This window comes from Candidatus Baltobacteraceae bacterium, from assembly GCA_035502855.1.
Taxonomy (GTDB): domain Bacteria; phylum Vulcanimicrobiota; class Vulcanimicrobiia; order Vulcanimicrobiales; family Vulcanimicrobiaceae; genus Aquilonibacter.
Window position 1 is genome coordinate 77672 of the sequence record DATJTX010000039.1, and the last position, 26979, is coordinate 104650.

Annotated in this window: 23 protein-coding genes; 15 read left to right on the top strand and 8 right to left on the bottom strand. The window is 64.0% G+C overall.

What is annotated here, in order from left to right:
- Window positions 1-28 precede the first annotated feature (28 nt).
- Both VMF11_15520 and VMF11_15525 read left to right on the top strand, forming a co-directional pair.
- Window positions 29-1456 carry an alkaline phosphatase family protein gene (locus tag VMF11_15520; protein ID HTU71711.1) on the top strand — a complete coding sequence of 476 codons (1428 nt, stop codon included), beginning with the start codon at window positions 29-31 and terminating at the stop codon, window positions 1454-1456.
- Window positions 1453-2091: an HAD family acid phosphatase gene (locus tag VMF11_15525; protein ID HTU71712.1), complete on the top strand. Its 639-nt coding sequence runs from the start codon at window positions 1453-1455 to the stop codon at window positions 2089-2091. Before VMF11_15520 ends, VMF11_15525 begins: the two co-directional genes overlap by 4 nt.
- Here VMF11_15525 and VMF11_15530 read toward each other — a convergent pair.
- Together VMF11_15530 and VMF11_15535 are read right to left on the bottom strand one after the other, a co-directional pair.
- Window positions 2088-3269: an MFS transporter gene (locus tag VMF11_15530; GenBank protein HTU71713.1), complete on the bottom strand. Its 1182-nt coding sequence runs from the start codon at window positions 3267-3269 to the stop codon at window positions 2088-2090. The genes VMF11_15525 and VMF11_15530 overlap by 4 nt on opposite strands.
- The gene (locus tag VMF11_15535; GenBank protein ID HTU71714.1) at window positions 3262-3507 is read right to left on the bottom strand and encodes a glutaredoxin domain-containing protein; all 246 of its coding nucleotides are present in this window, start codon (window positions 3505-3507) and stop codon (window positions 3262-3264) included. Before VMF11_15535 ends, VMF11_15530 begins: the two co-directional genes overlap by 8 nt.
- Here VMF11_15535 and VMF11_15540 point away from each other — a divergent pair.
- Window positions 3478-4305, top strand: coding sequence for a hypothetical protein (locus tag VMF11_15540; protein ID HTU71715.1), 828 nt, complete (start codon window positions 3478-3480; stop codon window positions 4303-4305). The two genes, VMF11_15535 and VMF11_15540, sit on opposite strands and share 30 nt — an antisense overlap.
- Here the strand turns inward: VMF11_15540 and VMF11_15545 are convergent.
- A complete protein-coding gene (locus VMF11_15545; GenBank protein HTU71716.1) occupies window positions 4295-4795 on the bottom strand; it encodes a hypothetical protein in 501 nt (166 codons plus the stop codon). The genes VMF11_15540 and VMF11_15545 overlap by 11 nt on opposite strands.
- A gap of 23 nt (window positions 4796-4818) precedes the next feature.
- A complete protein-coding gene (rocF, locus tag VMF11_15550; GenBank protein ID HTU71717.1) occupies window positions 4819-5712 on the bottom strand; it encodes an arginase in 894 nt (297 codons plus the stop codon).
- Window positions 5713-5782: 70 nt separating this feature from the next.
- On the opposite strand from rocF, the gene VMF11_15555 reads away from it, so the two are divergent.
- From VMF11_15555 to VMF11_15575, 5 genes are all read left to right on the top strand, one after another.
- Window positions 5783-6790, top strand: a complete 1008-nt coding sequence (locus VMF11_15555; GenBank protein ID HTU71718.1) for a BMP family ABC transporter substrate-binding protein — start codon at window positions 5783-5785, stop codon at window positions 6788-6790.
- The gene (locus tag VMF11_15560) at window positions 6791-8179 is read left to right on the top strand and encodes an ATP-binding cassette domain-containing protein (protein ID HTU71719.1); all 1389 of its coding nucleotides are present in this window, start codon (window positions 6791-6793) and stop codon (window positions 8177-8179) included. It begins immediately after the preceding gene.
- Window positions 8176-9180, top strand: coding sequence for an ABC transporter permease (locus VMF11_15565; protein HTU71720.1), 1005 nt, complete (start codon window positions 8176-8178; stop codon window positions 9178-9180). Before VMF11_15560 ends, VMF11_15565 begins: the two co-directional genes overlap by 4 nt.
- Complete coding sequence (locus tag VMF11_15570; protein ID HTU71721.1) at window positions 9177-10037, top strand: ABC transporter permease; 861 nt, start codon at window positions 9177-9179, stop codon at window positions 10035-10037. Before VMF11_15565 ends, VMF11_15570 begins: the two co-directional genes overlap by 4 nt.
- A 110-nt stretch (window positions 10038-10147) precedes the next feature.
- On the top strand, window positions 10148-11074 hold the full coding sequence (locus VMF11_15575) for a serine hydrolase (protein HTU71722.1): 927 nt from the start codon (window positions 10148-10150) through the stop codon (window positions 11072-11074).
- 26 nt (window positions 11075-11100) lie between these two features.
- On the opposite strand, the gene VMF11_15580 is transcribed toward VMF11_15575, so the two are convergent.
- The gene (locus VMF11_15580) at window positions 11101-12045 is read right to left on the bottom strand and encodes a branched-chain amino acid transaminase (GenBank protein ID HTU71723.1); all 945 of its coding nucleotides are present in this window, start codon (window positions 12043-12045) and stop codon (window positions 11101-11103) included.
- 88 nt (window positions 12046-12133) lie between these two features.
- Here VMF11_15580 and VMF11_15585 point away from each other — a divergent pair, with 88 nt between their 5' ends.
- The 7 genes from VMF11_15585 (at window position 12134) to fdhD (ending at window position 21749) form a co-directional block, all read left to right on the top strand.
- On the top strand, window positions 12134-14371 hold the full coding sequence (locus VMF11_15585) for a hypothetical protein (GenBank protein ID HTU71724.1): 2238 nt from the start codon (window positions 12134-12136) through the stop codon (window positions 14369-14371).
- Between the two features lie 107 nt (window positions 14372-14478).
- A complete protein-coding gene (locus VMF11_15590) occupies window positions 14479-15828 on the top strand; it encodes an OFA family MFS transporter (GenBank protein ID HTU71725.1) in 1350 nt (449 codons plus the stop codon).
- Between the two features lie 75 nt (window positions 15829-15903).
- Entirely contained in the window at window positions 15904-16470 is a 567-nt protein-coding gene (locus VMF11_15595) for a hypothetical protein (protein ID HTU71726.1), read from the top strand.
- A gap of 12 nt (window positions 16471-16482) precedes the next feature.
- Complete coding sequence (gene fdnG, locus VMF11_15600; GenBank protein ID HTU71727.1) at window positions 16483-19077, top strand: formate dehydrogenase-N subunit alpha; 2595 nt, start codon at window positions 16483-16485, stop codon at window positions 19075-19077.
- The gene (locus tag VMF11_15605) at window positions 19077-19928 is read left to right on the top strand and encodes a 4Fe-4S dicluster domain-containing protein (protein ID HTU71728.1); all 852 of its coding nucleotides are present in this window, start codon (window positions 19077-19079) and stop codon (window positions 19926-19928) included. Before fdnG ends, VMF11_15605 begins: the two co-directional genes overlap by 1 nt.
- Entirely contained in the window at window positions 19921-20892 is a 972-nt protein-coding gene (nrfD, locus tag VMF11_15610) for an NrfD/PsrC family molybdoenzyme membrane anchor subunit (GenBank protein HTU71729.1), read from the top strand. Before VMF11_15605 ends, nrfD begins: the two co-directional genes overlap by 8 nt.
- Complete coding sequence (fdhD, locus tag VMF11_15615) at window positions 20889-21749, top strand: formate dehydrogenase accessory sulfurtransferase FdhD (GenBank protein ID HTU71730.1); 861 nt, start codon at window positions 20889-20891, stop codon at window positions 21747-21749. The genes nrfD and fdhD overlap by 4 nt, the downstream gene beginning before the upstream one ends.
- Here fdhD and VMF11_15620 read toward each other — a convergent pair.
- Genes VMF11_15620 through polX form a run of 3 tightly spaced genes read right to left on the bottom strand, consistent with a single transcriptional unit; the run spans window position 21739 to window position 26974 of the window.
- Complete coding sequence (locus tag VMF11_15620) at window positions 21739-24453, bottom strand: ATP-binding protein (GenBank protein ID HTU71731.1); 2715 nt, start codon at window positions 24451-24453, stop codon at window positions 21739-21741. The two genes, fdhD and VMF11_15620, sit on opposite strands and share 11 nt — an antisense overlap.
- Window positions 24450-25250, bottom strand: coding sequence for an alpha/beta hydrolase (locus tag VMF11_15625; protein HTU71732.1), 801 nt, complete (start codon window positions 25248-25250; stop codon window positions 24450-24452). The genes VMF11_15620 and VMF11_15625 overlap by 4 nt, the downstream gene beginning before the upstream one ends.
- Window positions 25247-26974, bottom strand: a complete 1728-nt coding sequence (gene polX, locus VMF11_15630) for a DNA polymerase/3'-5' exonuclease PolX (GenBank protein ID HTU71733.1) — start codon at window positions 26972-26974, stop codon at window positions 25247-25249. Before polX ends, VMF11_15625 begins: the two co-directional genes overlap by 4 nt.
- Window positions 26975-26979 lie beyond the last annotated feature (5 nt).

Here is a 26979-nt window from a genome sequence, read left to right on the forward strand (position 1 = left end):
ACGCACGGTTCGGCCGTATTATCCGTAAATGCATAAAGTCTCGCGCCGTCAATTCATCCAGGCGGCCGGCGCGTCAGCAGCCGTGGCTGCGCTCGCCTGCCCCGCAGCCGCGCGCGCCGAAAGTGGCGTCTCCCGCTTAAACGATATCGATCACTTCATCATCTTGATGCAAGAGAACCGCTCGTTCGACCACTACTTTGGAACGCTTTCCGGTGTTCGCGGATACGGTGACCCGCGCCCGTTGCTGCTCCCGAGCGGTCGCACCGTATTTTTTCAACCGGACACCGTAAATCCCGACGGCTACGTGCTTCCGTTTCGTCTCGACACGACGGCGACGAGCGCACAGCGCCTGCACGATCTCAGCCACGCCTGGGACGCGCAGCACGACTCTCTCGCGGGCGGCGCAATGGACGGCTGGGTCAAGACGCACCGTGAAAAGAACGGCGCCGCCGGCCCGCTGACGATGGGCTATTACACGCGTGAGGACCTGCCGTTTCACTACGCGTTGGCGGATGCGTTCACCATTTGCGACGGATATTATTGCTCCGTTCTCGGGCCAACCTACCCCAATCGTCTCTACTACATGACCGCGTCGATCGATGCTGCCGCAAGACACGGCGGCCCGGTGCTCAACAACGACGCGGTCGACGGGAAGATCGCCTATACGTGGGAGACGTATCCCGAGCGGCTCGAGCGGGCGGGCATCTCGTGGCAAGTCTATTTCGACATGGTCGACGACTACGCTCTGAACATCCTGCGGTATTTCAAAGCCTACCGCGACGCACCGATCTCGTCGCCGCTCCATCAGCAGGCTCTGGTCGGGCGCCCGTTCGCGAAGTTTCTCGACAACGTGCGCACCGGGAATCTGCCTCAGGTGACGTGGGTGCTCGGGCACGCGAAGCTGTGCGAACATCCGGCCTATCTGCCGGCGGCGGGCGCCGATTTCATCCATTCGATCTTGCAGGCGCTGTGGTCGAATCCCAGCGTCTGGGCTCGCACCGCGTTCATTTTGAACTACGACGAAAACGACGGGCAATTCGATCATGTCGTGCCGCCCTCGCCTGCGCCCGGCACTGCCGAGGAGTTCGTCGACGGACGCGCGATCGGCCTCGGTTTTCGCGTTCCGTGTATCGTCGCCTCACCGTTCTCGCGCGGCGGTTACGTGTGCAGCGATACGTTCGACCACACCTCGACGCTACGCTTGCTCGAAACCCGTTTCGGGGTCGAGGTGCCGAACCTATCAGCTTGGCGCCGAGCGACGACCGGAGATCTCACCGCAGCCTTCGGCTTTGATGAGCCCGCCCGTCTTGATACGCCCGTGCTGCCCGAGACGGTTCAAGCGCTCGCCCGAGCCGAAGAGCTCGTCGAGCGTCTCCCACGCCCCGAGGTCCCCTTACGTCAGAGCATGCCGTCGCAAGAACCAGGCGTGCGTCCGCGACGCGGTTCCATCGCATGATGCGTCTCCTGGCGGCAACGGTACTGGCCGCGGTGTACTCGCTCAACGGCGGCGTGCCGAACGTTCAAACCGTCAAACAAGAAATCATCACCTATTACGATTCGGGGCGGCACGACGCGGACGTCGCGAGGGTCGACGCGCACCTTCAGTCGTATGTCGATAGGCGCCTCAAGCAGCACGTGCGCGAGCCGGCCGTCGTTTTCGACATCGACGACACCATGCTCTCGACGTTCGCTTACGAGCAGGCGCATGATTTCGGGTATGACGCTCGGTCATGGTCGCGCTGGGAACACGAGGACCGTTTCCCGCCGATCCTGCCGACGCGACGACTCGCGCGAGAACTCGTGCGGGAGCACGTCGCGATCTTCTACGTCACCGGGCGGCGACAGTCCCAGCGAGAAGTGACGATACGTGAACTTGCGCTAGCCGGGTATCCGAAGCCGGCCGGATACTCTTTCCGCCCTGCGCGCGATCACGCAGACTCGGTCATTCCGTTCAAGTCGGCGGCGCGGGCTGCGATCGCCGCACGCGGCTTCGATATTCTTGCGAGTATCGGCGATCAGTGGAGCGACCTTCGCGGCGGCCACGCTGAGCATCTGTACAAGCTTCCGAACCCGATGTATCTGATTCCCTAGAGGGAAGCTTCGAGATTGTGCTGCGTCGTTGCAAGCATAATCACCACGGCAGCGACGCCGAGCGCGACCGCGGCACCGATAATCGCCACGTAGAGCCCGACGTGGTTGGCGGCAAGCCCGACGGCGAGCGCCGGGATGCTGAAACCAAGATAGCTGGCGACGAACAGCGCCGAGAGCGTCTCGGCACGATGTTCGGGCGGCGCAATGGCGGTGACGATGTTCAGTCCGGCGACGTAGCCGAGCCCGTTGCCGAATCCGGCGATCGCGACACCGAGTGCGAGCAAGACGAGAGCGTTGTGCGGAACCGCAAGCAACAACGTCCATAGCCCAACACCAAGCGTGAGCAGCGCTGCGAGTATTGCAGTACGATTATTCAGGTGCCCGCTCACGTAGGCGGCAAGCAGCGCCCCGACTTGGATGAAGCAGATAACGAACGACCCGACGATGAGATTGTGCACGCCAAGGGCAGCTTCCAAGAACGACGGCACGAGCGATGCGAAGATCGCAATCACGGACCACCCAACAAACGACTGTGCCGCTGCTACGAAAAACGGCCGGCGTATCCTAGGTGGAATTGACGGCAAACCCCGGTGCCAAGCACTTACACAGTGCGGGCACGAGGGAACGGTCCGTACGACAAGCACCATGATCGCCGCAAGTACGATGTACACGATGAACGCCGAGACGGTCGGGAGAGGCGCATACTCGGCCAACAGCCCCGCGAGCAACGCACCAAAGGCGGAGCCGATCGCGATGGCTACCATTGCGACGATCCCAACGCGATTTTCGATTCCCGGCGCGATCCATTCGCGGATCGCGGCCGTCGCAGTCGGAGTCCCAATACCTATTGCGACGCCCTGCAACACGCGGCCGGCGAGCAGCGCCCACAGATTTGACGCACATGCAAGCGTGAGCGCCGCGAGCGCAGCGATGCCGATTGCAATCGTCAACGTCTTGCGCCGTCCGAGCTCGTCCGAAACGCCGCCGAAGAACAGTAAGGTCGGGATCAACGATCCTGCGTAGATGGCGAACACGATGCTGATCTCGCCCGGCGTCAAGCCCCAATGCGCACGATAATACTCGTAGAGCGGCGAGGGCATGAAGACGCCGGCTATCAGTAATGCAAGTGCGGCGGCTGCGATCGGATAACGTCCGGCCGCGGGGTTACCGCTAGCCATACGTCTTTTCGAGATAGTCGATGATCGCGTCGTCGTCGTCCGCGATCTTTACTTCGCCGGCAACCATCGAAGGAATGCCGGTCACCCCGAAGATTTCTTTGACGTTCGTGCGCTTGGCGTGTTCGCTCGGCACGTTCACGATTTTGTAATCGAGCAGCAGATCGGTCATCTTGGCGCGCACGCGCGCGCAGTAGGGGCACCATTCTGCTTGATAGAGCACGATGTTCGTATCGATCATCCGGGCCAGCTTGCGCGAGGGAACCGGGCCGCCCTCCTGTCACGTGCGGGCGGTGCGGGCCGTTCGACCAGCGAAGAGATCTCCTCGCAGGTACGCATGGGCCATACCCTTTCTCGAAACCGCTGGCTGTACCGGGCGCTGCTCGCATCGCTCGCGATCCACCTCGTCATCGTCGCCTTCCTCCCGCGCTTTATCGACGTCGCCGGCACGGAAAACGTCGAGTTGCTTTCCTTCGTGCACATTGCGCCGGTGCGCATACAGACGCCGCGCCCGGCGCTCGTACGCACGGCCGCCGCCCCGGTCCACGCCGCTCAGCCGCAACCGCTCAAACCGCGGATCAAACCGGCGACCGCACGGCACACGGTCGGCCGGCACACGATCAAAAGCACCGCGCCGCCCCACCAGGAGGCGCCGGTGATCGCGGCTGCGGCACGCGCGGGGGGCTCGGTTGCATCGCAAGGCACCGTCGTCGTCCCGGCACCGAGCACGACTCCGCTCGAAGAACAAACGACCGCGCCGAGCCGGCAGTCGATCGGCGGGTATATGCCGCTCGGCGCCGAGGAACCGGTGCCGGTGCTCGATCCGGTCGTCCGTAAGGCGTTACTCGCGCTCGGCGTGCACGTGACGTTGACCGTCACCGTCGACGGCAACGGGCACACCCAGCAAGTCGACTTTGCGCCGCCTCTCGATCCGAACGTCGAGCGCCAAATTCGCTCGATGCTGGCAACCGCCACGTGGGACCCGGCGGTTTGCGGCGGCGGCCTGTCCTGTCCCGGGCAAGCGACGATCAAACTTTAACGATCGCGCCCTCCACGCGCGCGCCGCGGGCGGCGATCGACGCACCACTCTCGTTCGCTACGCTCGCAAAATCGAGGTCCGCGAAGCCGATCCGCCGCCGCGTCGTCAACCCATTCACGAAGAGCAGCGCGGCGCCTTCGGTTTTCCGCAACGCGGTGCGCGCCGCGCGCAGCTCTCGCACGTACGCCAAGCGCTCGGACGAGAATTGTGCGGCAACGAGCGCAAGCTCCGTACCGGAAACCGCGCCGAAGACTTGCAGCAGTCCGCGCTGACGGTCGAACACGCTGCGCACGCCGAAAACGGCGCGATCCCAGAATAACGCCTGGCGCGCGCGATAGGCGTAGCCGCAGTCGAATCGCGTCGCCAGGACCAGCGCATCGCCTTCATCGATGCCGTGCGCGCAAAAGATGTGCGGCGATCGCGCGACGATGATCTCGGCTGCCAGCCGCATTCCGCCCGGACGGCTCGGCTCACCCGCGAACGAGAGCACGCGCAGCGTCGGCGCGGATGCCGCTACAGAATCGATTTGCCGAGCGCCGAGCAGATCAGGCCTACCGCAAGCGACGCGGTCTGATTGCGCGTATCGAGTATCGGATTGATTTCCACCATCTCGATCGAGCGCAATTGACCCGACTCGTACAGCATCTCCATCGCCAGGTGTGCCTCACGGAAACTCAGGCCACCCTTCACCGGCGTGCCCGTCCCAGGCGCCTCGCTTGGATCGATCGCATCCATGTCGTATGAGACGTGAATGGCGCGCCCGGCTGCGCCCGCGATCTCCAGCGTCCGGCTCATGATCGTAGTCATGCCGTACTTATCGACGTCGGTCATCGAAAAGGCGCGCACGCCGGATTCGCGCAGTAACCGCCGCTCGATCTCATCGACGTCGCGCAAACCGATCTGCACCGTCGTTTCCGGCAATGCATAGCCATTCTCGAGCGCAAACCAGAGCGGCATGCCGTGCACGTTGCCGCTGGGTGAGCTCTGCGGATTATTGATGTCCGAGTGCGCGTCGATCCATACCAACCCGGGCGGCGCCGAGCGCGCACGCGTGAGGCCCGCGAGCGTGCCCATTGCGATCGAATGATCGCCTCCGAGGACGATCGGCAGGCCGCCGGAACGGACGCTCGCTTCGACGAGTTGCGCCAACTCATCGCACACACGTTGAATGACGTCGAGGTATTTAGCGGAGGAGTCGGTGGCCTCTAAAGCCTCGCGAATCGGGACCGTGAGGTTGCCGCGATCGATCACCTCGGCGATGCCCAGTTCACGCAAGCGCTCGTTCAACTTCGCATAGCGAATCGCGGACGGTCCCATATCGACACCGCGACGGCTTGCACCCAAATCCATCGGAACGCCGATCACGTCGACGCGGGCAGTGCGGCTGGGGCGGATATCGGTCGCCATGATGCGCCGCTTCGGTACGGAGGCTTGCGCCTCCCGGAGTCGTAGTTCAGTCATAATGAAGGACAGAGCGGTGGCCGCGCTCCTTGCAGCGGCATGCGCGCTCGCGCTCACCGCATGCGAACGGCATCAGGGGCCGCGTCCCGGACAGCTCATGCTCGGCATGGTGACCGACGTCGGCGGACTTGGCGACCGTTCGTTCAACGATTCGGCGTATCGCGGGTTACTGCGTGCCCGCTCCAAGCTCGGCGCCTACGTGCAGGTGTTGCAATCGCGCTCGGCCGCCGACTACCAGCCCAACCTGATCGCGCTCACGAATCTGCACTTCGGAATGATCTATGCCATCGGGTTCTTGATGAGCCTCGACCTCGATCAGGTCGCCAAGCAGAATCCCAAACAGCGTTATGCCATCGTGGACGCGGTCGTCGACGATCCCAACGTCGTCTCGATCACGTTTCGCGAGCAAGATGGTTCGTTCTTGGCCGGCGCGCTCGCGGCGATGGTGAGCAAGACGCATCACATCGCGTTTCTGGGTGGTGAAGATATCCCGTTGATTCGGAAATTCGAAGCCGGCTACATCGCCGGCGCGCGCGAGGTCGACCCCACGATTCGAGTCGACGTCAAATACGCCGGAAGTTTCGATGACGTGGCCGCAGGTCAAGAACTCTCCGACGTACTCTATGACGGCGGAGCCGACATCATCTACGCTGCCGCCGGGAAAGTAGGCCTCGGCACGGCCGATGCCGTCAAGGAGCGAACCGGCGACTACATGATCGGCGTCGATTCCGATCAAGACGGCTTGGTGCCCGGTAAAGTGCTGACCTCGATGGTCAAGCGCGTCGACGTCGCCGTGTTCGACGTCGCGCGGTCACTCCAGCGCGGTAAGCCGATGACCGGACACGTCGTTTTCGGTTTGAAGGACGGCGCGATTGGGCTGACCGATTTCCGCTACACTAGAGCCGCGATCGGCGCCGCGAATCTCGCACGACTGAAAAAGATCGAAGACGCAATCGTCGACGGGAGAATCAATCCGCCCGATACGCGCCAGGCGCTGGCTGCGTTCAAGCCGGTGCCGCTCTAAATGGATCATCGCGAGCCCGCGCTCTCCCTGCGCGGCATACGCAAGAGTTTTCCCGGGGTGGTCGCGGTCGACGGCGTCGATCTCGATCTTTATCCCGGTGAGATTCACGCGCTCGTCGGCGAGAACGGCGCGGGGAAGTCCACGCTCGCCGCGATCGCATTCGGCGAGCTTGCGGCAGATGAAGGCAGCGTCCAAGCCGATGGGACCGTTGGGCTCGTTCATCAGCATTTCGAGTTGATCGGACGCCTGCGCGTATGGCAAAACGTTTTGCTGGGCCGCGAACCCCATCGCGGCTGGCGCATCGATGAAGCCGCGGCGCGTGCGCGCGTGCGCGCGCTCGCGCAGGACAACGGGCTCGACATCGATCCGAACGCCTTCGTCGAGACGCTTCCGGTCGGCGTGCAGCAGCGCGTCGAATTACTGCGCGAGCTCGACCGCGAACCGGCCGTGCTTCTGCTCGACGAGCCGACCGCGGCGCTCGCACCGACCGAGATCGAGAATTTCTTCGCCACCGTCGTGCAGCTCGCGGCACGCGGCACCGCGATCATGATCGTCACCCACAAACTGGCCGAAGTGATGGCGTACGCGGCCCGCGTCACCGTGATGCGCCACGGCCGGGTGGTCGCACGGATGGACACCGCGCAGACCGACGTCGGCGCGATTGCGCGCGCAATGGTCGGCGGCGAATTGCCGGCGCTCGCGCAGCGCGTTCCCACGATCACCACACCGTGCCTGGCGGTGCGGCTCGGACCGCTCGCCTTCGACGTAAACGGCGGTGAGATCGTCGGCATCGCGGGCGTCGAGGGCAACGGCCAAACGATGCTCGCCGACGCCCTTACCGGAATGATCGCCTACGACGGCACGATCGAACGGCGCGGAACGATCGGCGTGATTCCCCAGGACCGCCAACGCGAGGCGCTGGTGATGAACTGGCCGCTGGTCGAGAACGTTTTGCTCGGGCGCCAGCACCGTCCGGCCGCCCGGCGCGGGCTCACGCTCGATCGCGCGCGCGCGCGCAGCGATGCGCGTACGATCGTCGAGCGCTTCGATATTCGTACGGCGAGCATCGACGTTCGAGTGCGCACGCTCTCCGGCGGTAACCAGCAAAAGGTCGTAGTCGGCCGCGCGTTGATCGACGAGCCCGATTTCGTGCTTGCTTACAATCCAACACGCGGCGTCGACGTCGGCGCCGCGGCGCTCGTGCAATCGCGATTGATCGAAGCGCGCAACCGCGGCAGTGCGGTGCTGCTGATCTCGTTCGAACTCGACGAGATCCTCGCGCTTTCCGACCGCGTGCTGGTGATGTACCGCGGCGCGATCGTCGGCAGTTTCGACCACGAGCATCTCGACCGCGCCGCCATTGGGCGGCTGATGGCGGGATCGTCATGAAACGCGGGCTCGGCTCGATCGCTCTGATTCTCGTGCTGATGTCGCTCGCGATGATCGTCGCGGGTACGAGCCCGATCGAGGGATTCTCGGCGCTGATCGTCGGCGCGCTCGGCGGGCGTAACGAGATCGGCGAAACGCTCGTCGCGGCGACCGCCCTGCTGTTTCCCGCGCTCGGCATTTGCCTTGCGTTTCGCGCCGGACTCTTCAACATCGGCGCCGAGGGCCAGTTGCTCGTCGGCGCGCTCGCCGCCGGAGCGCTCGGCGCGGTCTTCTCGATGCCGGGTCCAATCGGCATCGTGCTGCTGCTCGTCGCCGGCGCGATCGGTGGCGGCGCTTGGGGTGCGATCGCCGGTTGGATGAAGGCGCGCTTCGGCGCCAACGAAATCATCGCGACGCTGATGCTCAACTTCGTCGCGGCCGCCTTCGCACTCGAATTGGTCAGCGGTCCGCTCAAGGGTCCGCTCGCGGCCGGCGCCGAGACCGCCTGGCTCGATCCGAAATACTGGCTGCCGACGCTGCTGCCCGGGACGCGCCTCTCGATCGCGCTGCTGCTCGCCCTCGCGCTCGCCGCACTCTTGCAATGGGTCTTCACGCGGACCGTCTTCGGTTACGACCTGGACGCAAGCGGTGAGGCGCCGGAGGCGGCGCGACGCAACGGCGTCAACCTCGCACGTATCACCTGGGTCGCGCTGACGCTGTCGGGCGCCGTCGCCGGACTGGGCGGCGCAACCATCGTCACCGGCGAGCTCCACCGCTTCAATACCCAGCTCTCGCCCGGCTATGGCTTCACCGCGATCGCGGTCGCGTTGGTCGGCGATCTGCAGCCGCTTTGGATTTGCGTCGCGGCGTTCGGCTTCGGCATTTTGGAATCGGGCGGTCTGGCCATGCAAGCGAGCGCACAAGTTCCCAAAGATGCGATCCACGTCATCGAAGGCTTGATCGTCTTCGTCTTGGCCGCGCGCCGCTACGTGGCCACGCGCGTCGAAGGAGGCTCGAAGTGAACGACCTGATCGTCACGCTGATCGTGCTGACGCTGATCAAGTCGACGCCGATCATCTACGCGGCGCTCGGCGGCGTGATCTCCGAGCGCTCGGGCGTGATCAATATCGGACTCGAGGGCATGATGGCCGCCGGTGCGTTCGTCGCGGTCGCGATCTCGTTCGCCACGCGCAGTCCGATCGTCGGGTTGCTGGCCGGCATCATCGCGGGTGCGTTCTTCGGATACGTGCTCGCCATCGCCGCGACGCGCTTCAAGGTCGATCAGATCGTGGCGGGGATGGGCATCAACCTGATCTGCGCGGGCGGTGCGGCCTACGGTCTGGTGCTGCTCTTCAATCAACCCGGCGCCAGCGTGCAGGTACCGAGCCTGGGCGAACGCTTCTGGATATTGATCGTGCTTGCATTCGTGCTCGCGGTGCTGCTGCAGTTGCTGCTCTACCGCACGCCGTGGGGACTACGCATCCGGGCGACCGGCGAAAATCCCAGCGCGGTCGTCTCGGCCGGACTCGATCCGCTCGCTCTGCGCGTCTACGCCGTCGTCCTCAGCGGCGCGCTGGCCGGCCTCGGCGGCGCGTTTCTCTCCATCGGTGAACTGAATCTCTATTCCGACGGCATGACGGCCGGCCGCGGCTTCATCGCCCTGGCGGCGGTGATCTTCGGCCGCTGGCATCCACTCGGCGCGACGCTCGCATGCGTGGTCTTCGGTTTCTTCGAAGCGCTGCAATACGTGTTGCAAGGGCAGATCGCGTGGCTCCCCGCGAACGCGATGCAGGCCCTTCCGTACATCGCGGCGCTGGTCGCGCTTGCGGGCGTCACCGGGCGCGTCCGCGCGCCGGCTGCCGACGGCGTACCGTTCTAGGAAAATTGCGCTGGGCCACTTGAACCATATGGTATACTGCGAACAACGTGGGCGATTCACGGGCAGTACGTTATTGCATTGCCATCGTCGCTGGGATTCTCTGCTTCCTGGTGGCTCCGCCCTCCGCGCGCGCCGCGCTTGTTCCCCCTCCGATGCAAACGCTGCGTGCGGACCTCCACCGCATGGTGTTGAATTTTCCCGCGTCGACCGCCGTCGAAGTCATGGATCTCTCGACCGGCTATCACATCGGCTATAACGCCGCGGCGGTGATGCCGGCGGCATCGACGATCAAGGTTCCGGTCATGGTCGAGGTGTTCCGTCAGCTCGAAGAAGGCCGCTTCGATCTCGACCGGCGCGTAACGCTCCTCGAGAGCGACAAGGATTACGGCTCGGGCGAACTCTGCGACGACCCGGTCGGCAGCACGTACACGGTCGAAGACCTGCTCGATAAGATGATCGACATCAGCGATAACACCGCGACCAACATGTTGATTCGTCTGGTCGGCCTGCGCAATATCAATCGCGAGATGTACAGCCTCGGCCTCGATCACACGCATCTCCGCGGTTACGTGCGCACCGACACCTGGTCGGTGCGTCAAGCGCTGGAATCATCGCCGCAGGACATGGTCCACTTGCTTGCGCTAATGGCCGAGCGCAAACTCGTCGACGACTGGTCGTCGAACGAGATGATCTCGATTCTCGAGGGCGATCAGATCAACACGCTGCTCCCCGAACCGCTTCCGCAAGGCATTCCGATCGCGCACAAGACCGGCAGTTTCTTCGACACGCTCAACGACGTCGGCATCGTGTATGCCGAGGCGCCGTATGTCATCGCCGTGATGACGACGCACTTGCCATCGCTCGATTTGGGTCGCGAATTCATCCGCAACCTCTCGCTTTTGACCTTCCAAGAGGAAGCGCGCATGTCCGCCTGGCGCAACGTGGTCGGCATCCGTCCGTTCGATGCGACCGACGGCATTACACCGCCGGACCTGCGCTACTGGGAACACAGCGCCGGGTCATCCAATTCAAACTAGTTCCGGTTCGAACCGGGAAAAGGCCCTTATACCGTTGCTTTCTCTCGCGAAGCGTACGTCGCGGTGAGCCATTGACTCCAGGCGGGGTCTTGGTTGTGCACGGCGCGTTGATAGACTTCGGAGAGCATGCGGGTGATCGGACCGACCCGGCCGTCACCGACCATCCGCCGGTCCACCGACGCGATGTGCGCGAGGCCGGCGGCGGTTCCGGTAAAGAAGAGTTCGTCCGCGGCGTAGAGTTCGCCGCGATCGATCGATCGTTCGATCGTTTCGATCCCGAGCGTTTTTGCAATGTCCATGATCGCGCGGCGCGTGCAGCCCTCGAGCACGTTTTGCGAAGGATCCGGCGTGAGCAATTTACCGCCGCGCACGAGAAAGACGTTTTCGGCCGATCCCTCAGCGACGTGTCCGTCGTGTGAGAGGAGAATCGCTTCGTCGTACCCGTTGGTGATCGCTTCCGATTTGGCGAGCGCGGAGTTGACGTAGAGGCCCGTGATCTTTGCGCGCGGCGGGGCCATCGTGTCGTCGGCGCGGCGCCACGAGCTGATGCAAACGTTGAGACCTTTGGTCGTATCGAGATAACTCGTAAACGGCACCGGGATGATTGCGAACGAATCGGGTACGTTGTGCAGGCGCACACCGATGTCTTCGGCAGCCTTGAAGATGCACGGACGCACGTAGATATCGGTCTCGAACCGGTTGCGCGCGCACAGCTCAGCGGTGATCTCGATCAGCTCGTCGATCGAATGGGGCACCGTCATCAGCAAAATTTTTGCGGAGGTTTGCAGTCGTTCGTAGTGCTCGCGCAGGAGCACGAGATACAGTTCGCGGTCGCGATCGCTCCAATAGCCGCGAATGCCTTCGAAGCAGCCCGTGCCGTACTGCAGGCCATGGGTCAGCAATCCAACCTTGGCTTCGTCATAGCGGCGGAACGAGCCGCCGGCGTATACGGTAATCGACGAGAGATCCACGGCCGTTAAACACTCCTTAAAAAACCGAAGGTTGCCGTTTGCGCGGCGGCGCACCTCTACCGGGTTTCTATACCCGTTTGGAGCGATCATGGTTCGACGCGTGGTTCCCCTCTCGGTTTTGACCTCTGCCCTAGTCTTCGTCGGCGCGGTCGCGACGCGCGCGATCTGGCTCCCGACGAATTGGTCGCTGACGCCGCCGAGCGGACCGGTAAGCACGACCGGCACCTTCCCGCAGGGACTCGCGCTCTCGGCGGACGGCACGAAGATCGCGGTGCTGGAGAGCGGGGTCAATCCGCCGGCGTTGCGCATTCTGGACGCGCGCGATTTGCAGACCCTTCGTGTCATCCCGCTCAAAGACGACTTCGGCACGCCGGTGTGGAGCGATGCAACGCACGTCATCATTCCCGGGGCTTCGACCGATTCGGTCGAAACCGTCGACCTCGCAAGCGGCGACGTCGATACGCAGCACGCGGGGAAGTACATCAGCGCGGTCGCGCGCGCAGCCGACGGCACGATCTACGCCGTCTCCGATCTCGGTAACACGTTCGTCCGCATGGGAAGTTCGCTCACCGCGACCCCGACGGGCGCTCATCCGGCGGCAATCGCTATCGCCGGCGACTCGTTCTACGTCGCCAACCGCGGCGAGGCGACGCTAACGCACATCCTTTCCGACAAGGAGGAATCGATCGCGGTCGATCTGCACCCGGCCGCGCTCGCACTTTCGAACGACGGATCCGTACTCTACGTCGCGTGCAGCGACGCCGACACGATCGACGTCGTCGACACGAAGACCGATCGCGTCATCGACCGCATCGAAGTCGGCTTGCCGCAGGGACACGGCGCGTCGCCCAACGCCTTGGCGGTTGCTGCGAACGGAACGCTCTACGCATCGCTCGGCGCCGAGAACGCAATCGCCGAGATTCGCGGCGATCGCGTCATCGCACGCGCACCGGCCGGCTGGTACCCGACCGGCGTCGCCGTCGACGCGAGCACCGTCTATGTTTCGAACGGACGCGGCGAGGGTTCGCACGCGAATCCGGGTTTCAATCCCGAACGGCGCCACGATCCCGAATACGTCGGTTCGGGCATGACCGGGTCGGTGCGTGCGATCGCGCGCGATTCCTTCGGACCAGCGAGCACGGCGGACGTGCTCGCCGACATCCCGGTTCCCGTTCCGACGCCGGCACAAACGGTCGTGAGGGCCGACGGTCCGATCAAACACGTCATCTACATCATCAAAGAAAATCGCACCTACGATCAGGTGCTCGGGGATCTGCCGCAGGGCGACGGTGATCCCAAACTCGCCTGGTTCGGGCAAAAGATTACGCCCAACGAGCACGCACTCGCGATGCGCTTCGGCATCTACGACCGAACCTTCACCGACGCGCAAGTCAGCGCCACCGGACACAATTGGTCGACCGCCGCATTCGCCAACGATTACGTCGAACGGTTCTGGCCGCCGAATTACGGCGGCCGTCGCGAGCTCTACGATTTTCAACAGCCGGGAATGGTGAGCGGCCCCGGCACCGGATACCTCTGGGACGATGCGGATCGGCACGGCATCTCGCTGCGCGATTACGGCGAGTACGTTGACGATCCGGCTCGTCCGGGTGGCGACTATACGACCGGTATGCGCGGCCTGGAGGGCCGGATCGACCCCCACTATCCCACCTGGAACCTCGACATCAGCGACGAGGTTCGCGTCGATGCATGGAAGCGCGAATTCGAGGGCTACGTTCGCAGCGGCAATCTTCCGACGCTCGAGATCATGTGGCTGCCCAACGATCACACGTATGGAACAAGGCCCGGAAAACTGACGCCGCAGTCCTACGCCGCACAGAACGATCACGCGCTCGGGCGCGTCGTCGACGCGGTCTCGCATTCACGCTACTGGGCGAGCACCGCGATCTTCGCCATCGAGGACGATTCACAAAACGGGCCCGATCACGTGGACGACCAGCGCACGACGTTCTACCTGATCTCGCCCTACGCGGCGCCGGGCGTGCATCACGCACATTACTCGACTTCGAGCGTGCTGCGCACGATCGAACTGCTCTTGGGCTTACCGCCGATGACCATTTACGATGCGGTGGCACCACCGATGTACGACGGGTTCGATCTACAGCCCGACCTGCGACCCTACGACGTGATTGCGGAAAAGATCGACGACACCATCACCAACCAGCGGCACGCGTACGGCGCAGGGCTGAGCGCGCGGATGAACTTCTCCGTGCCCGATGCCGCCGATGCGCGCACGCTCAATCGCATTCTTGCGCACAATGCGGCCAGTTGGCGAGCCAAGCAACCCAGGGCTTCTCTCCCATAAGGAAAAGTAGCAAAAGAGCTTCCGTTGCCACCCATCGTTTGCCACCCATCGTTTGCCACCCATCGTTGACGCAGTTTTTTTACAGCTTTTTTAAGGGAGAAACGCGTATGGCTTCCACTTCCGCGTCCTCGGGAAATCGCTGGGGCGTTTTGATCGCCGGCATCGGTGTGATGCTGTGCTTGGGAACCGTCTACTCGTGGAGTATTTTTACGCGGCCGCTGCTTGCCGCATTCGGCTGGACGAATGAAGTCGTAACTTGGGCCTTCGCGGTGGCGATTTTCTGCGTCGGGTTCGGCACCGTGATCGGCGGCCGCTGGCAAGATCGCGTCGGCCCGCGCAGCGTCGCGCTCACGGGCGTCATCCTCTGGGGCATCGGCTGGCTGCTCGCGGGCCTCGGCACCGCGAGCCTGGGCCAGTGGTGGCTCTACCTCACCTACGGGCTGATCGCGGGCTTCGGTGCCGGCATGGCGTACGTCACGCCGGTGGCGGTGGTGGCGAAGTGGTTCCCCGACCGCCGCGGTTTGGGGACCGGCCTCGTGGTAATGGGCTACGGCCTCGGCGCCTTCGTCTACAATCAAATCGTGCCGCGCATTCCCAGCTTCGCCGCCGCCGCGAAGGCATCGGCGGCATACGCGGCAGCTCGTGCGGCCGCCATCAAGGCCGGTACGGCGTTCAGCGCCGCGCAGTACTTGCTCACCTCGGACCAAGTCCACTCGGTGATGAACGTCTTCATCTGGTCGGGCGTCGTGTTCATCATCATCGGCGGTGTCTGCGCCTGGCTGCTGAGCAACCCGCCGCAAGGCTATTCGGTACCGGGCGCGGTCGCCGCGGCAGCTGCAAGCGGGCCAAGCTTCACCGCCTCGCAGGCGCTGGGAATGCCGCAGCTCTACCTCTTGTGGGTGCTCCTCTTCCTCAACGTGACCGCCGGCATCCTGATCATCTCGAATGCCGTGCCGATCTTCAGCGATCTCACCGGATTGACGGCGGCGATCGTCGGCCCGCTCTACGGGCTGCTCGCGGTCTTCAACGGCCTCGGGCGGTTCTTCTGGGGTTCGGTCTCCGACCGCATCGGCCGGCCGATGACCTACACCGTCATGTATCTGATCCAGGTCGTGATCTTCTTCTTCCTTGGAGGCTTGCACGACGCGACGGTCGTCGGCATCGCTTTCGCGATCGTACTTGCCTGCTACGGCGGCGGGTTCGGAGTCATGCCGTCCTTTACGGCCGACTTCTTCGGGACGAAGAACCTCGGCCAAATCTACGGCATCATCCTCACCGCGTGGGCCTTTGCCGGGCTGGTCGGCCCGCTCCTCGCGGCGTGGGTGAAGGATCACACCGGTTCGTTCACCGGCGCGATGCCGTGGGTGGCCGGCATGCTGATCATCGCTGCGATCATCCCGTTCTTCGTGAAGAAACCCTCGGAACAGCCGAAGCAACCCAAGGCAGCGACGGCGTAGTTTTCGGGTACACTATCCCCGCAACGATGGACGGGGGCCGGCAACGGCCCCCGCTTTGGACGCTGGAGGAGTTTCGTGAAAACGACGGTCGATCTGACGAAGATGCTTCCGCGCGACGGCGAGGAACTGCGCGAACGCGTCGGCATGCTGCCCAATGTTGCGTCCGAACGCACGAAGACGCTGAAGGGCCGCGTCAGCGGCGCAAAGGCCGTCACGAGCGTCTGCTGTTACTGCGCCGTCGGCTGCAGCACGCTCGCCTACGTGAGCGACGACGGCAAATTGCTCGATGTCGAAGGCAATCCGGAAAGCCCGATCAGCGCCGGTCACCTGTGCCCGAAAGGCTCGGCGCTCTTCGGGCTCACGGTCAACGAGCAACGCTGGACCACGGTGAAGTACCGCGCGCCGTATTCCGATCGTTACGAAGAACGCCCGCTCGAATGGGCGCTCGAACGGATCGCGCAACTCGTCAAGAAGACGCGCGACGAAACGTTCGTCCGCGAATGGAACGGGAAACGCGTGAACCACACGCTGGGCATCGCCTCGCTCGGCGGCGCGACCTTCGCGATCGAAGAGAATTACATGCTGGGCAAGCTCATGCACTCGCTCGGTGTGGTCTCGATCGAAAACCAAGCCCGAATATGACACTCCTCGACGGTGCCGGGTCTCGGCACCTCGTTCGGTCGCGGCGGCGCGACGGTCTGGCTTCCCGATCTCGTTAACGCGGACTGCATCCTGATCGAGGGATCGAATTTCGCGGAGGCACACCCGGTTGGTTTTCGCTTTGTGATGGAGGCTAAGGAACGCGGGGCAACTATCATTCACGTGGATCCACGCTTCACGCGCACCTCGGCCGTCGCCGACATCTACGCGCCGATGCGCAGCGGTACCGACATCGCGTTCCTCGGCGGCATCATCAACTACGTTCTGGCCAACGAGCGCTATTTCAAAGAGTACGTGGCCGCCTACACCAACGCGACCTATCTCGTCAACGACAACTTCAAAGATACCGAGGATCTCGACGGACTCTTCTCCGGCTACGATCCTGAAGGACTCGTCTACGACTTCGCCACGTGGTCGTTCGAACGTGACGAGCGCGGACGAATCGTAACCGACCCGACCATGCAGCACGAGCGCTGCGTGCTCAATCTCCTGCGCCGGCACTATTCACGCTATACCGCCGAGATGGTCGAGCGCGTCTGCGGTACGCCGCGCGATACGTTCCTGAAGATCGCCGAACTTCTCGCCAAGAACAGCGGACGCGAGCGCACCAGCGCATTCGCCTACGCGCTGGGTTGGACGCAGCACAGCGACGGCGTGCAGTTCATTCGCACGGCAGCCGTCCTGCAATTGCTGCTGGGCAACATCGGGCGCCCCGGCGGCGGCATCATGGCGCTGCGCGGACACGCCGACATCCAAGGTGCGACCGACATCGCAACGCTCTACGATCTTCTGCCCGGGTATCTCGCGATGCCCTCGGCCAACCGCAACGAACAGACGCTCGCGGATTATTTGAAGAGCCAAACGAAGCCGACCGGCTGGTGGGTGAACACGCCCAAGTACGTGATCTCGCTGCTCAAGGCGTTCTACGGTAAGGCCGCGACCAAAGAGAACGACTATTGCTTTTCGTATCTGCCGCAACTCATCGGCGATCACTCGCAGCTTCCGACGACCTTTGCGATGAAGGACGGAACGGTCAAAGGCTACTTCGTCATCGGCCAGAATCCGGGCGCCTCCGGTCAGAATGCCGAGATGACGAAGGCGGCGATGGAGTCGCTCGAGTGGCTCGTGAACATCGACAGCTACGATAACGAGACCGTCTCGTTTTGGCGCCGCGAAGGCGCCGACCCCTCGCAGGTCGCGACGGAGGTCTTCTTTTTGCCCGGCGCGACCGTGCTCGAAAAGGACGGCACGATGACGCAGACCAGCCGCCTGTTGCAGGGGCACGACAAAGCGGTCGAGCCGGCCGGCGATTCAAAGAGCGACGCCTATTATTTCACCTGGCTCGTCAAGCGGTTGAAAGAGCTTTACGCGGGATCGACCGATTCGAAGGATCGCCCGATTCTCGACATGACGTGGGATTACGAGCACGACGATCCGCACGAACGCGAACGCGGCGAACCCTCGGCGCTCAAAGTAATGCAGGAGATCAACGGCTACTACACCGCGACCGGCGAGCAAGTCGCCAGCTTCACCGATTTGAAGGACGACGGCTCGACCGCGGCCGGCGGCTGGATCTACACCGGCGTGTGTCCCGACAAGAATACCAACCGTGCGCGCAGCCGCGACGCGAGCGGTGAGTACACCGCGCCGAACTGGGGTTTCGCCTGGCCTGCGAACCGGCGCACGCTCTACAATCGCGCTTCGGCCGATCCCGACGGTAAGCCGTGGAGCGAGCGCAAGAAGTACGTCTGGTGGGACGAGAACGCCAAGAAGTGGACCGGACTCGACGTTCCGGATTTCCCCGCGACCAAAGCGCCGAATACGCCGTCCAACCCGGATGCGGGCGGGATGGATTTCCATTCCGGCGCCGATCCGTTCATCATGATGCTCGAGGGCAAGGCGCAGCTCTTCGTTCCCGGGGGCGCGCTCAAAGACGCGCCGATCCCGGCCCATTACGAGCCGCAGCAATCCGTCGTTCACAACGAACTCTACAAACAGCAGAGCAGCCCGGTCTTCGGGCGTTATCGCCGTGACGACAATCCGTACAACAAGCCGATCGACGAACGCTACCCGTACATTCTCACGAGCTATCGCGTCACCGAGATGTCGGGAATCATGACGCGCTACGTGCCGTGGCTGGCGGAATTGCAGCCCGCCGCGTTCTGCGAACTCGATCCCGAACTCGCGGTCGAGAAAGGCATCAAGAGCGGCGATTGGGTCACGCTGTCGACGGCACTGGGAGAGATCGAGGTGCGGGCGCTGGTGAGCGGACGCATGCGCCCGCTGCGGCTCGGTAAAGGGCGGCGCGTGCACACGATCGGCGTGCCGTACAACTACGGCAACATGGTAGCGCTCGCGCAGGGCGACTCCGTTGGGACGCTGATCCCGATCTCGCTCGATCCCAACGTCTCGATCCATGAATCGAAATCGCTGACCTGCAACATCCGCCCCGGCCGCCGCCCACAACATCATCGCAATGCGATCGACGAGCCGATACCGGCCGATGAGCGCAGTCCGTTCGGTCAGCCGGAAGGCAAATGGATGGGCGCGAGGCAGGGCGGCGGCCGGCTGCACGAGGGCAAAAAGTAATGTCGCAAGCAACGGGGTTTTTCACCGATACGACCTTGTGCATCGGGTGCAAAGCGTGCGAGGTTGCATGCAAGCAGTGGAACGAGCTACCCTCCGACGGGTTCGAGTTCACCGGCGACTCGTACGACAACACGTCGGAGCTCTCGGGTACGACGTGGCGGCACGTCGCCTTCATCGAGCAGAACACCGCCGACGAAGCCGGGGTACATTCGCGCTGGCTGATGAGCAGCGACGTGTGCAAGCACTGCACGAACGCGGGATGTTTGGAAGCGTGCCCGACCGGCGCGATCATCCGCAACGAGTTCGAGTCGGTCTTCATCCAACCCGACATCTGCAACGGGTGCGGATATTGCGTGGTTTCGTGCCCGTTCGGCGTGGTCGACCTGATCGAGAAGTTCGATCCGCACGGATCGCGCTACAACCTCGCCTCATTGGTCGAAGCACGGCGCGAGGAGAATAAGACCGCACTCCAGGGCAGCGGCGGGATCGCCGGCAAGTGCACGCTCTGCTACGATCGGCAGAAGGTCGGCTTCGTGCCGGCCTGCGCCAAGGCATGCCCGACCGACTCGATTCAATTCGGCAACGTGGACGAACTGCGCGAGCGCGCCCGCAAACGCGTCGACACCTTGACCGAGCGCGGCGTCGCCGCTCAGCTCTACGGCGCCGATGACGTCGGCGGCGGGGTTGGCCCGCTCAACGCGTTCTTCTTGCTCACCGACCGTCCCGAGACATACAATCTCCCCACGGCACCCGTGCTTCCGTCCACGCGTCAGCCGGCCGCCTACACCGCCGCCGCCGTAACCGTGCTCGGACTCGCGCTCGCCGGATGGATGATTTTCCGCAATGAGTGATGTGCTGATGAGTGATCTGCTCGAACCCCCGGGCCGCGAAGACGTAACGCCCACCTATTACGATCGGCCGCTGCTCAAAGGGCCGAATTGGGGATGGAGCGTCGTCACCTATCTCTTCCTGGGCGGTTTGATGGGTGGACTGGGTTTGATCCAGCTCCTCGCCGACTCGAGCGATCCGAACGAACGGATGCTCAAGCGCACAGCACGCGTGAGCGCATTCATTCTGGCGGCCGCCAACCCGGCCATTCTCACCTCGCACTTGGGCCGTCCCGAGCGCTTCCTGCACATGCTGCGCATCGCAAAGCTCAAGTCGCCGATGTCGGTTGGCGTGTGGGGATTGGTTTTATATTCCGGCGCAGCCGGCGCAAACACGATCCGCGAACTGGCGGTGAGCGGTGCGCTGCCGCGCTGGATGCGCTTTCTCGCGCCGGGCTTCTTGGCGCCGCTGCAGGCGCTGCTCGGCGGGTACATCGCCAGTTACACCGGCGTGCTGCTCTCCGCGACGGCCAATCCGCTCTGGAGCTCGGGCAAACGCCACATTCCCGCCGCATTTGTCGCCTCCGGCTTAACGTCCGCGTGCGCGCTTTCGAATCTGCTCAGCATTCTCGAAGGCAACGATCGCGTCACGCGCAGACTCGAGCGACTGGAGATGATCGCAGGCGCCACCGAACTCGCGATCCTCACCCACTTCGAGAAGCACGCCGGGTATTACGGAAAACCGCTCTTCACGGGCGCACGCGGCGAACGCCTGCGCACCTACACGCGCGGCGTCGGCATTCTCGCTCCGATGGCGCTCAATATTTTGGGCACCGTGCTGCCGCTGCCCAAGCCGGTCGACGCCGTGCGCGGAGCGATCGCGTCCGTCCTCACGCTGGTCGGCGGCTACATCTTGCGCGAGTCGATGATCGAGGCCGGAAAAGATTCCGCGCGCGATCCCCGCGCGGCGTTCGTCCAGCCGGCGTGATCGACGACGGCGTGGCCGCCGACGCGCGCGCCGGGCGCACCGTCGAAACCGCGGTCACCCGGTACGAGGGCTCGCACGCTCAACGCGCCTTCGATCGCGTCGTCACCGAGGAACCGCTCGAACTGCGTCTGGTGGCCGGCTCACGAACGCACACGCTCGCGGTCACGATGCGCACGCCGGGGAACGACTTCGAACTCGCCGCCGGTTTCGTTGCCAGCGAGCGCATCGTTCGCGCGCGCGAAGCGATCGCCGGCGTCAGCTATTGCGTCGACCCGGCGATCGACAGCGAGCAGCGCTTCAACATCGTCAACATCGAGCTGCGCTCGCCCTCGCTGCCCGATCTCACCCGTTTCGAACGTCACTTCACGATCAACAGTTCCTGCGGCGTTTGCGGCCGCGCGAACCTCGAAGCCCTGGCCGATTTGGGCGTCGAGCCGGTACGCGACGACGTTCGGGTGCCGATCGCACGGCTTTACGAATTACCCGACCGCGTGCGCGAGGCGCAACGCATCTTTTCGCTCACCGGCGGCCTCCACGCCGCCGCGCTCTTCGACTCGCGCGGCGCCGTCCTCGCGGTTCGCGAGGACGTTGGGCGCCATAACGCGGTCGACAAACTCGCCGGTTGGGCGTTTCTCGAAGGCCGCTCGCCGGCCGGACAGATCCTTTTCGTGAGCGGCCGCGCGAGCTACGAGATCCTGCAAAAAGCGGCGGTGGCGCGTATTCCCATCGTTGCCGCCGTCTCGGCGCCGAGCAGTCTCGCCGTCGACTTGGCGCGCGCCTTCAACATCACGCTGGCCGGATTCGTGCGCGGCGAGCGCGCAAACGTCTACAGCGTGCCGGAGCGCATCACGGCTTAGGGGCCCGCGCGTTACCGAGCAGCCGCTCGAGCGCGGCGATCACGTCGCCGATCACGGCCGGACGGCTCAACGTCACCGACGCACCGAGCCGCGGCGGCACGCCGCTTCCGATCGCGATCAGCGGGACGTTGCGTTCCCGGCTGAAGGCACGAAATTGCACAGCGGCCTTGTTCGAGAGCGTGTCGGGTGCGGAGAGCACGACCGCATCGAACGGCTGCGCATCGGCAGTCGCGAGCACCTCTTCGATGCTCGACGCGGCGAGAACGCGGTAGCCCGCCTCTTGAAGTCCGTAGGCGAGAAACGAACGATCGCGTTCCGGGTCGAGCAGCAAAATCGTACGCGGCGCAAAACGGCGATCGGCTTTGCGCGGCAACACGACGGTGAAGGTGCTGCCGTTGCCTTCTTCGCTTTCGACGGCGATGGTGCCGCCGTGCAGCTGCACGAGCTGCTTGGTCAGGAACAGGCCGAACCCGGTTCCCGAGATCCGCATCTTGCGAGCGTTCGACGCGCGCGTGAAGCGGTCGAAGACCCGCGAAAGCTCGCCCAGCGGAATGCCGATGCCGTAATCGCGCACGACGATCGTCACCGTCTCGCGGCCGCCTGTAGCCGTGACCGCGGGATCCGGTCCTTCGGGCGTATATTTTATGGCGTTATCGATCAGATTGCTGAAGACTTGGCGCAAGCGGTCTTGATCGCCGGTAATATGGACGTCCCCTTCGATGAGCAACGCCACCGTGCGGCGGTCCTTCTGCTGGGTGACGATCGAGTCGAGCAATTCAGCGAGGTCGACCTCGCCGAGCTGCAGCACCACCTCGTTGCGTTCCAGGCGCGAGAGCGTGAGCGTGTCGGTCGCCAGCTCCGAGAGCTGCAGCGCCGATCCTTTGATCGTTTCGAGAAAATCGCGTTGCTCGTCGTTGACGTCGCCGACCTCACTCGTCAAATCGGCAAATCCCACGATCGAAGTCAGCGGCCCGCGAAAGTCGTGCGCCAGCATTGCGATCAAGTCGCTCTTGGTCTGATTGAGTTCCAAAACCGCGCTGCGCCGCTCCTCGACCTCGTGATAGAGCGAGACGTTGCGAAGAGCCACCGCAAAATATTCCGCGATCAGATCGAAAACGAACAAATCGGTATTGCGCAGCGTCCGGCCGGCTCGAGGCCGCATCTCGAGCACGTAGCGCGCCTCTCCGAATCGGCCGCTGTAGGCGATCGTCCGCATTGCGCCATCGTCGACGACGCGGACGCGCTCCTTGACCGCGCGCTCGACCAATGAATCGGCTCGCCCGCGGTCCCAAATTGCCGATCCGAGCTCGTCGACCCCGACGCAGATGCCATCGTCGTCCACGGCAAGCACGCGCGCCTCGGTTCCGAGCAGTTGCGAGGTGACCTCGCGAACCGTGCTCACGACGCTGGTCGTATCGAGCGTGGTGAAGAGCCGGCGCGCGGCGCGGGTGAGCAGCAAGAGCCGGTCGTGCTCCTCGGCGAGCGCCGACGTGCGTTCGACGTCGGCGGTGATGTCGCGCTCGATCGAGATCCAATGAGTCACCGATCCGGCGGCATTGCGGATGGGGTGGAGCGAAACCTGATTCCAATACGTCGAGCCGTCTTTCCGATAGCTCGCGATCTCTGCCTGAGCCGGCATCCCGCTCGCGACTGCCTCGCGCGCCACCTGCATCCCATCGTCGTCCGGCATGCCTTTGCGGAAGAACGCGAGTTCGCGACCGATCGACTCCTCCGGCGTGTACCCGGCCTGGGCGACGAACGCGTCGTTCGCGTACGAGAGAACGAGCTCACCGTTTTCGGCAACGGTGTATACGAGAATGACGTCGCCCGCGGCGTTCATCGCTCCGAGCAACAGCGCGATCTCTCGCTCCTGCGCTTTGCGCTGTGTCACCTCGAGCGCGATCGCGTGGAGGCGCTCCTCGCCCGCGTCTTCGCTGACGTCGATGCGCAGTTCAACCGGGTAGCTCCTACCATCGCGCCGAACGAGTTCAACCTCTCGTACGACTTCCTCGCGCTTGCGCCCGCGCGCGATAATGTCGCGCACGTCCGCGCCGGTCAAATTCGGAATCACGTCGTAGACCGACATCCCCACCAGCTCCGCGATCGAATAGCCGAGGCGTTCGCACGCGCCGCGCGAGGCGAAAAAGATGGTCAGCGACTTCGCGTTGACGACGAACAGGTCGACATGGGCGGCGTCGATGAGCGAGAGAAACCGCTTACGCGCCTCGAGCGGGTTCATCAACGCGTCCGCCAGCAGCCGTAACGTGTTGAGCTTGGCTTGGGTAATCGTTCGGGCAGCGTGGTCCATGACGCAAAGCGTCCCGATCGTGTAGCCGGACGGCGTCGTGAGCGGCACGCCGGCATAGAAGCGTACGTGCGGCTCGCCCTTCACCAGCGGGTTCTCGCGAAAGCGCGGGTCGGCGGAAGCATCGGTCACGACCGCCGGCTCACCCGATGCAACGACGTACGAGCAGAAGGCGACCTCGCGTGGCGTCTCGCGCACGTCGATCCCGCGGTAGGATTTGAACCATTGCCGGTGCTCGTCGACCAAGGAGATTGCGGCTATCGGCGCGCCGCTGACTTGTTGCGCGAGCTTGATGAACGGCTCGTACGCCGCCGCTTCTCGTGCATCGAGCAGCTGATACGAGTCGAGCGCCTCGAGCCGTTCCGCTTCGTTGGACGGGATCGGCGCGGGCTCTATCATCGGCTTGGAACCAGCTCGAGAAAATCCGCCAGTACCGTGTTGAAGGCCGGCGCATTATCGGCGTTGGCGACGTGACCCGCGTCCGGAATCACGGCGAACCGCGATCCCGCGATCCCCGCGGCGATCTCGCGCGAGAGCGCCGCGGGAGCAATCGTATCGTTTTCGCCGATGCAGACGAGCGCTTTGACGTCGATCGTTCCGAGCATCGAGCGGTAATCGCCGGTCCAGGTCGCTTCGGTCGCGGCGAGATATGACTCGACGCTCTTACACGACATCTGTTCGAGCGTCTGGCGTAAACGGGCCGGCGGCATCGCGCCCAGGCGCGACGCGCGCTCGCGCGCAAACGCCTCCATACTGCCTGCAGCACGCACGGCGCTCTTGATGCCGTCGGCATACATGCGCGCGTTTGGATAGCAGGCGAAACTTCCGAGAATTACCAGAGCGTCGATGCGCTCCCGCGCGATCTCCCAAAGTTCGAAGGCGACCACCCCGCCGAGACTGCAGCCGACGATCGTCGCCCGTTCGATGCCGCGTGAATCCATCGCCGCGAGCACGTCGGCTGCGTAGCCGCCGCGCGTGATGGCGCTCGGAGACGGTTCCGGCTTGGGCACGCCGTTGCCGCGCAGTTCGACGGCAATCGCGCGCGCGCAACCGGAGAGGGCGCGCACCTGCGCGTCCCAGATCGCCGCCGTCGAGCCGACGCCGTGCACGAAAACCAGCGCGGGTCCATGCGATCCTTCGTACCGGACCGCCGACGCGACGCCGTCGGACGCCTTCACCGGCATCGTTTCGATCACGCACGGTTCCTTTTGCGGGCGACGAAAGCGCGCACGTTTTCGAGCGAACGCGCGTTCAACACGTCCTCCTTGGTGAGCCCGGCACGCCGCGCCTGCCCCACGCCGAGTTCGATCGCCGGCAGATCCTCGATGCCGTGAGCGTCGGAATCGACGCTGAATGTCACGCCGAACTCCTTGGCGCGGCGAGCCAGCGGCGCGGGCAGATCGAGACGCAGCGCCTGACCGTCGATCTCGAGCGCGGTGCCGGTGCGAGCCGCAGCCGCGAAGACGGCATCGTGATCGAATTCGTACCCCGGGAAGCTTCCGAGCATCCGCCCGGTGGGATGTCCGATGATCGTCACGTAGGGATTTTCACACGCGCGGATGATCCGCGCGGTCATGGCCTCGCGCCCGATGTTGAACGCGGAGTGCACGCTCGCGATCACGACGTCGAGCTGCTGCAAGACCTCGTCATCGAAATCGAGCGAACCATCGGGAAGAATGTCGACTTCGCTTGCGCAGAGCGTGCGGATCCCGTGACGAGCGCCGATTTCCTCCGCAAGCGCGCGCTGCTCGCGCAGTTTCCCGGGATCGAGACCGTAACGCGCGCCGCGCCCCCACGAGTGATCGCTGATGGCGTGGTACTCGTAGCCGCGCGCCTTGGCGGCGGCGATCATCGCTTCGAGCGAATTGCGGCCGTCGCTCCACGTGCAATGCATGTGGAAGTCGCCGCGCACATCACCCACGTCGAGAAGCCTCGGGAGCGTGCCGTCCAGTGCGCGCTCGATTTCATCGAGTCCGCTGCGCAGTTCCGGCGGAATGTAGGCCATGCCGAGCGCAGCGTAGACGTCCTCTTCATCGGCGCAGGCGATCGCGTCGCCGGTTTCGAGATTCAGGATACCGTTTTCGCTGACGCGCAACGATTGGCGGACAGCGTACTCGCGCAACTTGATGTTATGTTCGCGCGAGCCGGTGAAATGCTGCAAAAGATTGCCGTAAAGATGATCCGGCAACACGCGCAGATCGATTTGAAACCCGTCGTCGAGCCAGATACTCGTTTTGGTCGGGCCTTCGGCGAGCACCGCCCGCGCGCGCTCCCACTTGGCGAAGTAAGCGGTGATCGCACCCGCGTCGGCGGCGGTGCAGACCAGATCGATATCACCGACGGTAACCTCTTGCCGACGCGCGCTGCCGGCGTAGGCGAGACGATGGTGCGGTGGGCCGGCGCGCAGGTAATCGATCGCCTCGCTCGCGATCGTAAGCGCGCGGGCGAGGGGCGCCCGCCGCTGCCGGCCTTTGTAGGCGAGGATGCCTCGCTTCCAGTTTTCGATCGTCTTCGGACCCATCCGCTTCACGCCCGCGAAGGCCTCGCGTGCGATCGCCTCTTCCAGATCCGCCAGCGAACCGATTTGAAAGTCGTTCCAGAGCGATGCCGCGGTCTTCGCGCCGATCCCGGAAACGCCGAGAACCTCGATGATCGTCGGCGGAAAGATCGCGTAGAGCTGGTCCAGCACGTCGGCCCCGCCGCGTTCGAGCAGTTGCGCGATGACGAGGGCAATCGACTTTCCGATGCCGGGAATCTTGGTAAGTTCGCCGGCCGCGGCGACGTCGCGCAGCGGCGGGGCGTTCTCGACCGAGGCCGCCGCCTTCTCGAACGCGGAATATTTGTAGAAGCTCTCGCCCGCCATTTCCATGAGCGTACGGATTTCCAGGAGCTTGTTCGCAATTTCAGCGTTGGAAAGCATCGATC

Excerpts from the sequence above, each read along its gene's own strand:
- VMF11_15560 (HTU71719.1), top strand. The coding sequence starts at position 6,791 with ATGGATCATCGCGAGCCCGCGCTCTCCCTGCGCGGCATACGCAAGAGT.
- polX (HTU71733.1), bottom strand. The coding sequence starts at position 26,974 with ATGCTTTCCAACGCTGAAATTGCGAACAAGCTCCTGGAAATCCGTACG.
- nrfD (HTU71729.1), top strand. The coding sequence starts at position 19,921 with ATGAGTGATGTGCTGATGAGTGATCTGCTCGAACCCCCGGGCCGCGAA.
- VMF11_15535 (HTU71714.1), bottom strand. The coding sequence starts at position 3,507 with ATGATCGATACGAACATCGTGCTCTATCAAGCAGAATGGTGCCCCTAC.
- VMF11_15620 (HTU71731.1), bottom strand. The coding sequence starts at position 24,453 with ATGATAGAGCCCGCGCCGATCCCGTCCAACGAAGCGGAACGGCTCGAG.
- VMF11_15585 (HTU71724.1), top strand. The coding sequence starts at position 12,134 with ATGGTTCGACGCGTGGTTCCCCTCTCGGTTTTGACCTCTGCCCTAGTC.
- VMF11_15525 (HTU71712.1), top strand. The coding sequence starts at position 1,453 with ATGATGCGTCTCCTGGCGGCAACGGTACTGGCCGCGGTGTACTCGCTC.
- VMF11_15520 (HTU71711.1), top strand. The coding sequence starts at position 29 with ATGCATAAAGTCTCGCGCCGTCAATTCATCCAGGCGGCCGGCGCGTCA.
- VMF11_15565 (HTU71720.1), top strand. The coding sequence starts at position 8,176 with ATGAAACGCGGGCTCGGCTCGATCGCTCTGATTCTCGTGCTGATGTCG.
- VMF11_15530 (HTU71713.1), bottom strand. The coding sequence starts at position 3,269 with ATGGCTAGCGGTAACCCCGCGGCCGGACGTTATCCGATCGCAGCCGCC.
- rocF (HTU71717.1), bottom strand. The coding sequence starts at position 5,712 with ATGGCGACCGATATCCGCCCCAGCCGCACTGCCCGCGTCGACGTGATC.
- VMF11_15590 (HTU71725.1), top strand. The coding sequence starts at position 14,479 with ATGGCTTCCACTTCCGCGTCCTCGGGAAATCGCTGGGGCGTTTTGATC.
- VMF11_15605 (HTU71728.1), top strand. The coding sequence starts at position 19,077 with ATGTCGCAAGCAACGGGGTTTTTCACCGATACGACCTTGTGCATCGGG.